The organism is Mycolicibacterium gadium (assembly GCF_010728925.1).
Classification (GTDB): Bacteria; Actinomycetota; Actinomycetes; order Mycobacteriales; family Mycobacteriaceae; genus Mycobacterium; species Mycobacterium gadium.
Genome location: NZ_AP022608.1, coordinates 3,021,074 through 3,034,518, shown reverse-complemented (window position 1 = coordinate 3,034,518; position 13,445 = coordinate 3,021,074). Strand labels below are relative to the sequence as shown.

The following is a 13,445-nucleotide window of genomic DNA, read 5'->3' as shown; positions in this document are numbered from 1 at the left end:
GTTGCCACTTCGACGGTGCCAGTGGGGATTTGGATTCAGACCGGATCGTGAATCCGGCAATCATGGAAGTCATTGAAAGGAACGGCAAACCATGAGCGATCAACCGCCTCCTCCGCCCCCGCCGGGGGGTAACTATCCTCCGCCCCCGCCGGGTGGTAACTATCCTCCGCCCCCGCCGGGGGGTAACTATCCTCCGCCCCCGCCGGGGGGCAACTACCCGCCGCCGCCAGGTGGCGGTTACGCACCACCCCCGCCTCCCGGTGGTGGTTACGCACCGCCGCCGCCAAGCGGACCGGGCGGCTACGGCCCGCAGGGGGGCTACCCGCAAATGGGCGCGCCGGGCGGTTATCCACCGGCTCCGGGCCCGGGTTTCCCTGGCGCACAAGAGCTTAACGTCGGCGAGGCGTTCTCTTGGGCGTGGAACAAGTTCAGCAAGAACGCTGCCGCGCTGATCGTCCCGGCACTCGTGTACTCGGTCATCGTCGGCATTCTCGTCGGTGCCGTGTACGGCCTGGCGTTCGCTCTTGCGCCGACGCAGACCTACGAGTCCTACGGCACCAGTTACAGCTACGAAGCGAGCTTCGGCTTCGCGAGCTTCCTGGCGCTGATCGTCGGATACCTCATCCTGATGGTGGTCGCCGCGGCGATGCAATCGGCCTATCTGGGTGGTCTATTGGACATCGCGAACGGACAACCGGTTACGATCGGGTCGTTCTTCAAGCCGAGAAACGTAGGCAGTGTGATCGTCGCGACCCTGATCATCGGGATAGCGGCGGGAATCCTGTCCTTCTGCTTCATCGGTGGGATTGCGGTGTCGCTGTTCACACTCTTCGCGACGGTGATCATCGTCGAACGCAATGCCTCTCCCATTGACGCGATCAAACAGAGCTTCGAGATCACCAAGAACAACTTCGTTCCGGTGATCCTCGCACTGCTCGTCATCTACGCCATCACGATCGTCGGGACGTTGGCCTGCTTGATCGGGCTGATCGTTGCCATCCCGGTCGCCGCGCTGTTCCTGGTGTATACCTACCGCAAGCTCACCAACGGCCAGATCGCTCCGCTGACGCCGTAATCGTGAACGACCCGGTCTGCGCGCATATTTGCAGACCGGGTCTTCGCGTCTCTCTGCGCCATCGCGGTCAGATTTGTAAGCTGCCACCAGTCGCGATGGATTGACAGTGAGGGCGAACGTGACCAGTCAGCCGCCACCGCCACCCGCGGGTGACTTCGCCCAGGGTGTTCCCTCGATTGCGCCCGTGGTCACTGGAGGTAACTACACGCCGTGGTTCACCCGCGTGCTCGCCTACGTGATCGACAGCATCCCGGTGTACCTGCTCACCGCCATCGGTGGCGTCGTCCTCTACATCTTCCAGCCGACCGAAACATTGTGTGTGGCCGAGGCGTTCTGCGCTACCGGAAGAAACGGACCGTCGACGACGGCGTGGATCATCTTCTCGCTCTGTGTGTTGGTCGCCGTCGCGTTCACGTTGTGGAATTTCGTTGTACGGCAGGGTAATACCGGCTCTAGCATCGGTAAGCAGATAATGGACTTCAAGGTCGTCGGCGAGCAGACGCAGCAGCCGATCGGAGTCGGCAAGTCGTTTCTGCGCCAGATCGCCCACGGTCTCGACGCTCTCATCTGCTACATCGGTTTCTTGTTCCCACTGTGGGATCCCAAACGGCAGACGATCGCCGACAAGCTCCTCAAGACCGTTTGCGTACCGCTGTAGATCGGCTGGGTGCTGGGCTGCCGCCACCCCCGCAGTGGATCGAACCTTCGGACCCGTCGCTACCCTGATCGATGATGAATGAACAGCACAGGTCGAGGGGGCTTGCCACCAAGGCCATCCACGCAGGCTTTCGACCCGATCCGGCGACCGGCGCCGTCAACGCCCCGATCTATGCGAGCTCGACCTTTGCCCAGGACGGAGTCGGCGGCCTGCGCGGCGGATACGAGTACGCCCGTACCGGCAATCCGACCCGTACCGCACTGGAAGCATCGCTTGCCGCCGTCGAGGAGGCCCAGTACGGGCGCGCGTTCGCGTCGGGGATGGCGGCCACCGATTGCGCGCTGCGTGCGGTCTTGCGGCCCGGCGACCACGTCGTCATGCCCGACGACGCCTACGGCGGCACCTTTCGTTTGATCGACAAGGTGTTCACGCAGTGGGGTATCGACTACACCGCGGTGTCACTATCCGACCTCGACGCCGTTCGTGCCGCGGTCACACCGCAGACCAAGTTGATCTGGGTGGAGACGCCGACCAATCCGCTACTGTCGATTGCCGATATCGCAGGCATCGCCGGTATCGCGGCGTCGTCGAAGGTGAAAGTGTTGGTGGACAACACGTTTGCTTCGCCTGCGCTGCAGCAGCCCCTGACACTGGGGGCGGACATCGTCCTACATTCGACGACGAAGTACATCGGTGGGCACTCGGACGTGGTGGGCGGCGCGTTGCTGACCAGCGATGAAGAACTCGACACCGCGTTCGCGTTCCTCCAGAACGGCGCGGGCGCTGTCGCGGGCCCGTTCGACGCCTACCTCACGATGCGCGGACTCAAGACCCTGGTGCTGCGCATGCGTCAGCACTGCGAAAATGCGACGCTGGTCGCCGAGTTCCTGGCCGATCACCCGGCGATCGGGACGGTGCTGTATCCGGGATTGCCGAGTCACCCGGGCCACGAGGTCGCCGCAAAGCAGATGAGCGGCTTCGGCGGCATGGTCTCGGTGCGTATGCGGGGCGGTGCCGACGCCGCCCGCCAGCTGTGCGCGAGTACGGAGATCTTCATCCTCGCCGAGTCGCTGGGCGGGGTGGAATCGCTGATCGAGCACCCCGGTGCGATGACGCACGCCTCGACGGCGGGATCCCAACTGGAGGTGCCCGACGACCTCGTGCGTCTGTCGGTCGGCATCGAGGACTCGGCGGACCTGATCGCCGATCTAGAGCAGGCGCTAGGTTAGCTCGGGCCGCAACGCCGACGCGGTGACTACGAGATTCAGTTCGCGTATCGACGTCGGGTACTCGTCGATCCAACTGCCGCTTGCGATTTCGCCAGCCCGGGCGTGCACCCACCGCCATCCGCGATCGTTGAGCGACAGAATTGCGCCCAGCCCGTCGACAGCGTGCAGCAGCGTGATGATCGCCGCTGTCGCCGGTGCCGGTGGCCGCCGGTCGAACAGCGCGGCCAACATCGCCGAACGCGCCTGATCCACCCGCTGCCGATCCGTCAGCGGCCACGCGTAAGGATGGGTCAATCGGTTGGACTGCAACCGAATACGCCGAATCTGGCCGGTCTGCTCGAGATGGTGGGTGAGATCGTCCGCGGTGCGCTTTGACAGCTTTTTCACGGCAGCCGCCGGCCGCAGCGGCCGCCGCTGCAGCAACTGGAACGCCGACTCGGCAATCGGATCCATCACGCCCGGGGCGGACAGCGCGATCAGCCGACCGGGTTCGACTGCGTCTTCGGCCATCGCAGGCCGGATCCTGCAGGCGTACGCGAGATCCAGCAGTACCGCGGCCGCGAGCACCCGCTCACGCCGTTGACGCTCGAGTCCCGGCTGCGCCGACGCGTTGTCGAGCAGAAGCAGAAGGAGATCCTCGGCGATCTGCGCCATGGTGCGGACTGTAGCGCGGGGCCGCCGAGGCGGCTGCCTCAGGAGTGATAGGGCTCAGCGCTGAGGAGTGTCACCTTGACGGTGTTGCCGTTGGGGATCGTGTAGGTCTTGACGTCGCCGACCTTCGCGTCGATGAGCGCCTCGCCGAGCGGCGACTTCGGCGAATAGACCTCGAGCTTCCCGTCGCTGACACCCTCCTGGCGGGTGGCGATCAGGAACGTCTCGGTATCGCTCTTGTCGTCGCCGTACTGCACCTTGACCACCGAACCGGGCAGCGCCACGCCGGACTGCTTGGGAGCCTCGCCGACCTTGGCGTTGTTCAGCAGCTCCTGCAGCTGGCGAATGCGGGCCTCTTCCTGGCCCTGCTGCTCGCGTGCGGCGTGGTAGCCACCGTTCTCGCGCAGGTCGCCCTCTTCGCGTCGATCGTTGATCTCGGCGGCGATGACCGGTCGGTTGGCGATCAGCTGATCGAGCTCGGCCTTCAGCCGATCGTGTGCTTCCTCAGTCAGCCACGTGACCTGCGTGTCGGTCATGATGTCGCGCTCCCGTCGTTCGTTGCTCTCGCGCTCTTCGCGTAAGTAGGTTTCTTGTCGCGCCGCCGGGAGCTCTTCGTGTATTGCCACCGTCGTCGACGCCTAATCAGCGCACTAAATGCAGCAATACACGGTCCCAACGGGGAACCGTGTATCGATCCATCGTAGCACCGCGGGGACAGCAGATTTTCACGTATTCGCAGTTCGGCGTTTGTTGCGTCGTCTCGTGCGGGTGTCTACGGGGCCACCAGGTAGGACGGCACGTCGGCGCCGCAGCCGTAGACGTCGCCGACGACCGGCGGCTTGTTGGACTTGACGACGGCTGTCACCTGCACGGTCTGCTGGGCGGCCGGCGGGACCAGAACCTCGCGGCGACCTGTTTCGCTACCGTCGATCGCGCGGGCCCGGATGATGCACACCACCGGCTGGGACGGATCCTCCCGCGTCACGCTGATCGTGACGTCGACGGTTTCGTCGTCGACCAGGCGGTAACCGCCCAGTTCACCCTTGACCGCATTGCTGAACCGCCCCGACGCGATTACCGCGATCGTCACCCCGACCACCAGGACCAGCGCGGTCAGCCCACCGGCGATCAACCGCCGCTGGCGCCGGGTCAGACGCTGGCGCCCATAACGCGCGGAGGGACGCTCGATCATCTAGTTTTCATGCCCGTCGGTCGGATGGATCTACAGAACTGGAACTATAGGGCTACTCGGAATGGTTGAAATCGAGCGACGTGATCGGTAAGGGCCGAGTGGCGACATCTTCGGGACATAGATGAGGCAGAACAGGTTGAGTGAACTGCGGTTGATGGCGGTACACGCCCACCCGGACGACGAGTCCAGCAAGGGTGCGGCCGCCACGGCACGGTACGCGGACGAGGGCGTGCGCGTCATGGTGGCGACGCTGACCGGGGGCGAGCGCGGCGACATCCTCAACCCGGCCATGGACCTGCCCGAGGTGCACGGCCGGATGACCGAGATCCGGCGCGACGAGATGGCCAAGGCGGCCGAGATCCTGGGCGTCGAGCACCACTGGCTCGGTTTCGTCGACTCGGGCCTGCCCGAGGGCGACCCGCCGCCACCGCTGCCCGACGGTTGCTTCGCCCTGGTGCCCCTCGAGGAGCCCACCGAATCGCTGGTGCGCGTCATCCGCAAGTTCCGGCCCCACGTGATGACGACGTATGACGAGAACGGCGGCTATCCGCATCCCGATCACATCCGGTGCCACCAGGTGTCGGTCGCCGCGTATGAAGCCGCGGGCGATCATATGCTGTTCCCCGATGCGGGGGAGCCCTGGAACGTGCTGAAGCTGTACTACAACCACGGCTTCCTGCGAAAGCGCATGCAGCTGATTCAGGACGAGTTCGCCAAGCACGGCGAGGTGGGCCCCTTCGAAAAATGGCTCAAGCACTGGGAAGCCGATCACGACATCTTCGAGAGCCGGGTGACCACCAGGGTCGAGTGCGCGAAGTACTTCGCCCAGCGAGACGACGCGCTTCGTGCGCACGCCACCCAGATCGACCCCAACGGCGACTTCTTCCGCGCGCCGATCGAATGGCAGCAACGGCTCTGGCCGACAGAGGAATTCGAGTTGGCACGGTCACGCGTACCGGTGTCGCTGCCCGAGACGGACTTGTTCGCAGGGATCGAGATCGACGAATGAACGACATCGCATTGGCCATCGTCACCCTGCTGGCACAGGATCCACCCCGCCAGACCGGTCCGGACTTCGGCAAGGCCAGCCCGTTCGGCCTCCTGGTCCTCGTGCTGTTGTTGATCGCCACGTTCGGCTTGGTGTGGTCCATGAACCGTCATCTGCGAAAGCTGCCGAAGTCCTTCGACGAGCCCGACGAACAGGCCGGCGGGGGGTCCGACGGGCCTGCTGACGACGGCGAGAGCAAGCGTGAGTCCGGCTGAGTTCGCCGGCCGAAACACCTTGGGCGGGGCCACGAGTCCCTACCTGCGCCAGCACGCCGACAACCCGGTGCACTGGCTCGAGTGGTCACCGCAGGCGTTAGCGGAGGCGGCGGCACGGGACGTGCCGATCCTGCTGTCGGTCGGATACGCGGCCTGCCACTGGTGTCATGTGATGGCCCACGAGTCGTTCGAGGACGAGCAGGTCGCGGCCGCGATGAACGAGGGGTTCGTCTGCATCAAGGTCGATCGCGAGGAACGGCCTGACATCGACGCGGTGTACATGAACGCCACATTCGCGCTGACCGGTCAGGGCGGCTGGCCCATGACGTGCTTCCTGACGCCGGATGGCCGCCCGTTCTTCTGCGGTACGTATTACCCCAAGGCCAACTTCCTGCAACTGCTCGCCGCCGTCTCCGACACGTGGCGGACCCGCCGTGCCGACGTCGAGGAGACCTCCGACCACATCAGCGGCGAGTTGCGGTCGATGGTGTCGGATCTACCTCGGGGCGGACCGCCGATTCAGCCGTCGCTGTGTGATCATGCCGTCGCCGACGTGCTTGCGCACGAGGATCCCGTCAATGGGGGTTTCATCACCAATCAGACTGGGGCGCCCAAGTTTCCGCCGTCAGCGATGCTGGAAGCGCTGCTGCGCAGCCACGAACGCACGGGTGACCTGATGCCCCTCGAGGCGGTCGAGCGAACCTGTACGGCGATGGCGCGCGGCGGCATTTACGACCAGCTGGCCGGAGGGTTCGCGCGATACAGCGTCGACGCCGCGTGGGTGGTGCCGCACTTCGAGAAGATGCTGTACGACAACGCTCTGCTCTTGCGCGCATACGCGCACTGGGCCCGCCGCACGTCAGACCCGCTGGCGCGCAGAGTGGCCGGTGAAACGGCGCGGTTCCTCATCGACGATCTCGGCGCCGACGGCATGTTCACCTCGTCGCTGGATGCCGACGCCGACGGACACGAGGGCTTGACGTACGTGTGGACGCCGGCCCAACTGACCGAGTTGTTGGGGCCGGATGACGGCTGTTGGGCCGCAGAGGTTTTCGGTGTCACCGAAGCCGGCACCTTTGAACACGGCAGCTCGGTGCTGCAATTGCCGGGTGACCCCGACGATGCCGATCGGTTCGATCGGGTACGCACGGCGCTGCTGGCCGCCAGGTCGACGCGCCCCCAGCCCGGCCGCGACGACAAGGTCGTCACCGGGTGGAACGGACTGGCGATCACCGCGCTCGCCGAGGCGTCGGTGGCGCTCGATGACCCCGAATTCCTGAACGCCGCAACGCAATGCGCGAGCGGGATCGTCGGGCTGCACATCGTGGACGGCAGACTGCGCCGGGCCAGCCTCGGCGGCCGTGTCGGCGACAGTGCCGCCATTCTGGAGGACCACGCCGCGCTGGCCACCGGCCTGCTGACGCTGTATCAGCTGACCGGCGAGACGTCGTGGCTGAGTTCGGCGATGCTGTTGATCGACATCGCCCTGCGGCATTTCGCCGATTCGGAGACCGCCGGGCGCTGGTACGACACGGCGGATGACGCTGAAACCCTTATGGTTCGGCCCGCCGATCCGTTGGACGGTGCGACGCCGTCCGGTGCGTCCCTGATCGCCGAGTCGTTGCAGTTGGCGGCACATCTGGCTCCCGCGCACCGCGCTGACGTTTATGCATCGGCGGCCGAGTCGACGCTGACGGGTGCCGCACACATCCTGGCGCGCCTGGCACGCTCTGGCGGCCACTGGCTGGCCGTCGCCGAAGCGGCTGTGCGCGGGCCCATTCAAATCGCCGTCGCCTGCGATCCCGTCGGCTCGGAGCTGCTGGCCGCCGCGCGCACGCTGGCCCCCGGTGGGGCGATCGTCGTGGGCGGTGAAGTGGACTCCTCGGAACTGCTGGCCGACCGCGACCGGGTGGCCGGCGCCGACGCCGCGTATGTATGCCGTGGCAGGACCTGTGACCTGCCGGTCACCTCCGCCGGGGATCTCGCCGTCGCGCTCGGTGTGTCCGTGTAGCCTTCGGCGCATGCCATCGCCTGAGGACAACGCCGCGACCGTCAACCGCTACCTCGAATACGCCGCGGCGGGAAAGATCGACGACATCGTCGAGCTCTACGCTGACGATGCCACCGTCGAGGATCCTGTCGGCAGCGAGGTGCACATCGGGAGCCAGGCGATCCGGGGCTTCTACTCGGCCATTCCCCAGGGCGACAACGGGACCGAAGTTCTCACCCTCCGCGCCCTCGGTAACGAGGTGGCGTTCCACTGGTTGCTGACCATCAGCATGGGCGACGCCAAGATGAGTATCGACATCATCAGCGTCATGACCTTCAACTCCGACGGCAAGATCGCGTCGATGAAGGCCTATTGGACCCCGGAGAACATGACCCAGCTCTGATCGGCGATCAGAAGACGGCGAACCACATCGCGATGTAGTGGCAGATCGCGGCGACCGCTGTGCACGCATGGAAGAACTCGTGGTGGCCGAACGTAGTGGGCCACGGGTTCGGCCACTTGAGGCCGTAGAGCACGCCGCCGATGCTGTAGAGCGCGCCACCGACGATCAGCAGAACCAGCGCGGCGACGCCCGCGCCGTGCATGATCGGCCCGACGAACCACGCCGCCACCCAGCCCAGTAACAGGTACAGCGGCACCCCGACCCAGCGCGGGGCCGACGGCCAGAACATCTTGAGCAGTACCCCGGCGATGGCGCCGGCCCAGACGATCGCCAACAGGACCAGGCCGTCGGACTCCGGCAGTGCCAGCACCGCGAACGGCGTGTAGCTGCCGGCGATGAAGATGAAGATCATCGAGTGATCGAGGCGCTTCATCCATTTTCGGGCCGTCGCCGACTTCCACTCGATCCGGTGGTACGCGCCGCTCACAGCGAACATCGCGACGATCGTCAGCGTGTAAACCAGGGTGGCGAGGCCGGCGCGGGTGGACACCGCTGACCACGACACCGACACCAATGCCGCGCCGGCGATGAACGCGACGACCGCGGCGTAGACGTGGATCCAGCCGCGCAACCGCGGCTTGTGGAAGAAGTTGGCGACACCATCGACAACCGCTTCGGGCAAATCCTCCGCGTAGACGCGCACCGGTGGCTGCTGAGCCTCGTCGGCATCTACCTGCACCATGTTCACCTCCGCTTACGCCGTGGGGGATTCGACTGCCACAGTAGTCTGATTCGGTGGCCATCATTCCTTCGCGACTCAAGGAACCGATGTACCGCCTCTACGAGATGCGGTTGCGCCAAGGCCTGGCTTCCTCGAAATCCGAGCTCCCACGCCACATCGCGGTGCTGTGTGACGGAAACCGGCGGTGGGCTCGTGACGCTGGTCACGACGACGTCAGCTACGGGTACCGGATGGGTGCTCACAAGATCGCCGAGATGCTGCGCTGGTGCCAGGAAGCCGGCGTCGAGATGGCCACGGTGTACCTGCTGTCCACCGAGAACCTGCAGCGCGAACCCGCTGAGTTGGCGACGCTGATCGAAATCATCACCGACGTCGTCGAAGAGATCTGTGCGCCCGCCAACCGGTGGAGCGTGCGCACCGTCGGCGACCTGGAACTGATCGGCGAGGAGCCGGCCAAGCGTTTGCGCGACGCCGTTGAGTCGACGCGATCGCAAGCCGGCGCCGGGTCCTTCCACGTCAACGTCGCCGTCGGCTACGGGGGCCGCCAGGAGATCGTCGACGCGGTGCGGCAGCTGCTCGCCAAGGAACTTGCGAACGGTCGTACCGGCGAGCAGCTGATCGAGGCCGTCACCGAGGATGCGATCTCCGAGAACCTCTACACCTCGGGGCAGCCCGACCCCGACCTGGTGATCCGCACCTCGGGGGAGCAGCGACTGTCAGGTTTTCTGTTGTGGCAGAGCGCCTACTCGGAGATGTGGTTCACCGAGGCGTACTGGCCCGAGTTCCGGCGGGTGGACTTCCTGCGGGCGCTCCGCGACTACACCGCGCGTCATCGCCGCTACGGCATCTAGTGCGACACTAGGTCTATGGCTGCGCTGTCGGCGCTCGTCTTCTCACTCAGCTGGTGGCTGGGGCTATATCTGCTGGCTCGTGACCCGCGTAAGCCCGTCCTGGTGTTGGCCGCTGTCGGCCTGACGAGCTTCGCCACCGTCGTGGCGCTGGACGCCGTTCGTACCCAGAGTGGCTCGACGGTGCTGAGCAGCGTCGAGGTCTACCTCGTCACCGTGCCGGGCATCGCCTGGTTCGCCGTACTTCTCGAGCTGTCGCGGCCCCGCGACACGTGGCGAAGCAGGGCGACCGAACTGGTGGCGGTGACCGCGGTCGCGGTGGGCGCCTTCATGGGTGCGGCGATGGCGGGCAACGTCGACGGCCCGGTGCGTCTCGGTCACTGGGTGATGTTCGGCGTCATCTCGCTGTCCTCGCTCGGTGCGATGCTGCGCGCGGTGTTCGGATCGTGGCAACCCAGGCCGGTGGTGCCCTACATCATCGTCGCAACGCTGTTCTTCGCACTCGGCAACGCGATCATCGTCATCCCGCTCGGGCTGGTCCCGAGCTGGTTGGCGTTGGCGTCGACGGGATTCGACGTCGTGCTGCTCGGTGTGGCGGTCGCGATGTGGGACGCCTTCGATGAAGGTCAGGCTCTGCGGGCCGACATGTTGCGTTCCTTCGTCGCAACGGGCGTCGTCGTGGTGCTGTTCGGCGGGCAGGCGCTGATCGGCCTGTCGGTCACCGGCCCGCAAACCGCGTTGACGGTGATGCTGTTCACCAGCCTGGCCATCGCGATCTCGATCAACGTGCTGGCCGATCCACTGGCCGACCTGCTGGACCGGTTGGCGTTTTTCCGCTCACCCGGGTTGCGCGCCGACCGTGCCGCGCTGCGAAGCACCGGTGCGGCGTTGCCGTTGCGAAAGGCCGGCCCGCTCGACCACATCGACGACGACACCTTCGTCCGGCTCACCCGCCGAGCCCTCGGCCACTACGGCGACTTGTCCAAGCTGGTCGCCAGCCCGCTCACCGCACTGCCGGTGATCGACGAGCGGCTCGCCGCACGCGGCGCCCCCGACCAGCCGCTGGAACGGGCTAACGAGCTCAAGGCTCTGCTCGCCGACCGCATCGCCCGACTCAAGCCGCGTGACGGTGGCGAGTTCGGCACGACGGAAGAATGGCGCTACTACAACTCGCTGTACTTCCCCTATGTCGTCGGGGTGCGGGCATACGCGCAGAACGCGACCGCCGCAGGGCTCGATCCCGTCGCGCGTCAGGCCTGGCAGTGGTTCGTGACCGAGGTGCCGCAACGGTCGCTGCACAACTGGCAGAACTCGGCGGCCCGCGTGATCGCCGCCGATCTGCGCGGAAACCTGGTGGCGGCACAAGACCTCTGACCTGCGGCTGGCAGTAGCTGGCAGCGGCTGGCGTCGATCTGGCAGTGGCATCTGCGCAGCATCGAAGCCATGACCGCCATCACCACCCGGCCCGTCCGGGAAGCCCGATCCGATGACTCACTGTTGCGGTTCGCCCTGCGCGCCGACGCGACCCTGTGCGCCGGCCTCGGTCTGCTGATCGCCATGGCCGCCGATCCGCTGTCACGGCTGTCGGGTCTGTCGTCCACGTCCGAGTGGATCGCGGGTGCGGCGCTCGTCGTCTACGGAGCGACGCTGTTCCTGCTCGCCGGCCTGCCCGACGTCCGTCGCGTCGGTTCCGGTGTGCTGGCCGGAAACGTCGCATTCGCGATCGTCGTGACCGTCGTCCTCGTGGCGGGTTGGCTGCCCCTGACCGAATTCGGTGTCGCCGCGACCATCGCCTTCACCGTCGTCACCTTGGCCTTCGCCTACGTGCAGTACCTCGGGGTGCGCCGATTGGCGTGACCCCCACATGACTGGTCCGGAGCCGCCGCCGTAAGAGGTTGCGTCGTCGGCTCCGGAACGGTCCATCACCCACCCCGAGAAAGGAAATCGCATGACCGCCACCACCACACCCAAACTGCGGGCCTCCAACGACTCGTTTCTGCGCTTCGCGCTGCGACTCGACGCGACCTGCAGCGCCGTCATGGGGATCGTCGGCATCGCGCTTGCCGGCTGGATCGCCGAGATATCGGGCACGACAACCGCCTTCGAGTACGGGGTCGGTGCCTTCTTCATCGCCTTCGCGACCGGCGTTTTCGTTTTCGCCGCCCGGCCTTCGGTGAAACTGACCGGAATCGTGATCGCTGCCGGCAACGCGTTCTACACCGTCCTGAGCGTGGTGTTCGTCCTTGCCGACGTGTTCCCGCTGACCACCTTCGGTGTGGTGGCGACGCTGGCCACCGGCGTCTACACCCTGGTCATGGCCGAGCTGCAGTATCAGGGCGTGCGCCGCATCAACAGGTAGCGGGACGACAAGACGCACACCAGCCGAGCTGACGTGAAAACCCCCGAAATGGCGCGATTTTGGGGGTTTTCGCGTCTTCTCGCGTCTAAAGCTTCCGCAGTCGCAGCCGGTTGATCGCGTGATCGGCATCCTTGCGCAGCACCAGCGTGGCCCGCGGACGGGTCGGCAGAATGTTCTCGATCAGGTTGGGCCGGTTGATCGAATGCCAGATGTCGCGCGCGGCGAACACGGCCTGATCGTCGGTCAGGGTCGAGTAGTGGTGGAAGTGTGAGGCCGGGTCGGCGAAGGCGCCGGCCCGCATCGACAGGAACCGCGAGATGTACCACTGCTCGATGTCCTCGATGCGGGCGTCGACGTAGACCGAGAAGTCGAACAGGTCCGAAACCATCAGGGCCGGACCGGTTTGCAAGACGTTGAGGCCCTCGAGGATGAGGATGTCCGGATGGCGGATCATCTGCTTCTCGCCGGGCACGATGTCGTATAGCAGGTGCGAATACACCGGCGCGCAGGTCGCGTCCGAGCCCGACTTCACCGTCGTGACGAACCGCATCAGCGCCCTGCGGTCGTAGCTCTCCGGAAAGCCTTTGCGATGCATCAGGTTTCGCCGTGCCAACTCGGCGTTGGGGTACAGGAAGCCGTCGGTGGTGACCAGGTCGACGCGGGGGTGGTGCTCCCAGCGCGCCAACAGCGCCTGCAGCACACGCGCGGTGGTGGACTTACCGACGGCGACGCTGCCCGCCACGCCGATGATGAACGGCACCGGGCGGTCCGGATTCTGCTGCGGCTCGCCCAGGAACTGCGCGGTTGTCGCAAACAGCGCCTGGCGGGCGGCGACCTGGAGGTGTATCAGTCGGGCCAGCGGCAGGTAGACCTCTTCGACCTCGAGCAGGTCGAGCTTCTCGCCGAGACCACGGAGTCGTTGCAGCTCGTCCTCGCTCAATTTCAGCGGGGTCGACATACGCAACGCACGCCACTCGGTCCGGTCGAACTCCACGTAGGGGCTCGGCTCGCTCAGCCGCGGCATACGCCCAGTCT

At 65.9% G+C, this 13,445-nt stretch carries 16 protein-coding genes; 11 read left to right on the top strand and 5 right to left on the bottom strand.

Annotated elements, in window-relative coordinates; genetic code table 11:
* The first annotated feature begins 328 nt into the window (after positions 1 to 328).
* The 3 genes from G6N36_RS14855 (at position 329) to G6N36_RS14845 (ending at position 2,962) form a co-directional block, all read left to right on the top strand.
* Positions 329 to 1,075 (top strand): DUF7847 domain-containing protein, encoded by a 747-nt coding sequence (locus G6N36_RS14855; RefSeq protein ID WP_308205927.1) that lies wholly within the window; start codon positions 329 to 331, stop codon positions 1,073 to 1,075.
* A gap of 106 nt (positions 1,076 to 1,181) precedes the next feature.
* On the top strand, positions 1,182 to 1,733 hold the full coding sequence (locus G6N36_RS14850) for an Rv1078 family RDD domain-containing protein (protein WP_235690057.1): 552 nt from the start codon (positions 1,182 to 1,184) through the stop codon (positions 1,731 to 1,733).
* A 74-nt stretch (positions 1,734 to 1,807) separates the two neighbouring features.
* Positions 1,808 to 2,962, top strand: a complete 1,155-nt coding sequence (locus tag G6N36_RS14845) for a cystathionine gamma-synthase (RefSeq protein WP_163687150.1) — start codon at positions 1,808 to 1,810, stop codon at positions 2,960 to 2,962.
* On the opposite strand, the gene G6N36_RS14840 is transcribed toward G6N36_RS14845, so the two are convergent.
* The 3 genes from G6N36_RS14840 to G6N36_RS14830 form a co-directional block, all read right to left on the bottom strand.
* The gene (locus G6N36_RS14840; RefSeq protein WP_163687149.1) at positions 2,954 to 3,616 is read right to left on the bottom strand and encodes a GOLPH3/VPS74 family protein; all 663 of its coding nucleotides are present in this window, start codon (positions 3,614 to 3,616) and stop codon (positions 2,954 to 2,956) included. The two genes, G6N36_RS14845 and G6N36_RS14840, sit on opposite strands and share 9 nt — an antisense overlap.
* 38 nt (positions 3,617 to 3,654) lie before the next feature.
* Positions 3,655 to 4,149 carry a transcription elongation factor GreA gene (greA, locus tag G6N36_RS14835; protein ID WP_083126812.1) on the bottom strand — a complete coding sequence of 165 codons (495 nt, stop codon included), beginning with the start codon at positions 4,147 to 4,149 and terminating at the stop codon, positions 3,655 to 3,657.
* Between the two features lie 236 nt (positions 4,150 to 4,385).
* Positions 4,386 to 4,805: a DUF4307 domain-containing protein gene (locus G6N36_RS14830; RefSeq protein WP_163687148.1), complete on the bottom strand. Its 420-nt coding sequence runs from the start codon at positions 4,803 to 4,805 to the stop codon at positions 4,386 to 4,388.
* Positions 4,806 to 4,941: 136 nt separating this feature from the next.
* On the opposite strand from G6N36_RS14830, the gene mca reads away from it, so the two are divergent.
* From mca to G6N36_RS14810, 4 genes are read left to right on the top strand one after another with little or no spacing between them, the layout of a single operon-like run.
* Entirely contained in the window at positions 4,942 to 5,814 is an 873-nt protein-coding gene (gene mca / locus G6N36_RS14825; protein ID WP_163687147.1) for a mycothiol conjugate amidase Mca, read from the top strand.
* Positions 5,811 to 6,068: a hypothetical protein gene (locus G6N36_RS14820; RefSeq protein ID WP_163687146.1), complete on the top strand. Its 258-nt coding sequence runs from the start codon at positions 5,811 to 5,813 to the stop codon at positions 6,066 to 6,068. The genes mca and G6N36_RS14820 overlap by 4 nt, the downstream gene beginning before the upstream one ends.
* On the top strand, positions 6,055 to 8,079 hold the full coding sequence (locus tag G6N36_RS14815; protein WP_163687145.1) for a thioredoxin domain-containing protein: 2,025 nt from the start codon (positions 6,055 to 6,057) through the stop codon (positions 8,077 to 8,079). Before G6N36_RS14820 ends, G6N36_RS14815 begins: the two co-directional genes overlap by 14 nt.
* A 10-nt stretch (positions 8,080 to 8,089) precedes the next feature.
* Positions 8,090 to 8,461, top strand: a complete 372-nt coding sequence (locus G6N36_RS14810) for a nuclear transport factor 2 family protein (protein ID WP_163687144.1) — start codon at positions 8,090 to 8,092, stop codon at positions 8,459 to 8,461.
* Positions 8,462 to 8,468: 7 nt separating this feature from the next.
* Here G6N36_RS14810 and trhA read toward each other — a convergent pair whose 3' ends face one another.
* The gene (gene trhA, locus G6N36_RS14805; RefSeq protein ID WP_163687143.1) at positions 8,469 to 9,203 is read right to left on the bottom strand and encodes a PAQR family membrane homeostasis protein TrhA; all 735 of its coding nucleotides are present in this window, start codon (positions 9,201 to 9,203) and stop codon (positions 8,469 to 8,471) included.
* A 53-nt stretch (positions 9,204 to 9,256) separates the two neighbouring features.
* On the opposite strand from trhA, the gene G6N36_RS14800 reads away from it, so the two are divergent.
* The 4 genes from G6N36_RS14800 to G6N36_RS14785 all read left to right on the top strand — a co-directional run bounded on the left by G6N36_RS14800 (position 9,257) and on the right by G6N36_RS14785 (position 12,410).
* Positions 9,257 to 10,054, top strand: coding sequence for a (2Z,6E)-farnesyl diphosphate synthase (locus G6N36_RS14800; RefSeq protein ID WP_163687142.1), 798 nt, complete (start codon positions 9,257 to 9,259; stop codon positions 10,052 to 10,054).
* Positions 10,055 to 10,069: 15 nt separating this feature from the next.
* Complete coding sequence (locus G6N36_RS14795; protein WP_163687141.1) at positions 10,070 to 11,425, top strand: hypothetical protein; 1,356 nt, start codon at positions 10,070 to 10,072, stop codon at positions 11,423 to 11,425.
* Between the two features lie 69 nt (positions 11,426 to 11,494).
* Positions 11,495 to 11,908 carry a hypothetical protein gene (locus G6N36_RS14790; protein ID WP_163687140.1) on the top strand — a complete coding sequence of 138 codons (414 nt, stop codon included), beginning with the start codon at positions 11,495 to 11,497 and terminating at the stop codon, positions 11,906 to 11,908.
* Between the two features lie 91 nt (positions 11,909 to 11,999).
* Positions 12,000 to 12,410, top strand: a complete 411-nt coding sequence (locus G6N36_RS14785) for a hypothetical protein (protein ID WP_163687139.1) — start codon at positions 12,000 to 12,002, stop codon at positions 12,408 to 12,410.
* Positions 12,411 to 12,495: 85 nt separating this feature from the next.
* Here the strand turns inward: G6N36_RS14785 and coaA are convergent, their stop codons facing one another.
* Positions 12,496 to 13,434, bottom strand: coding sequence for a type I pantothenate kinase (gene coaA / locus G6N36_RS14780; RefSeq protein ID WP_163687138.1), 939 nt, complete (start codon positions 13,432 to 13,434; stop codon positions 12,496 to 12,498).
* Positions 13,435 to 13,445 lie beyond the last annotated feature (11 nt).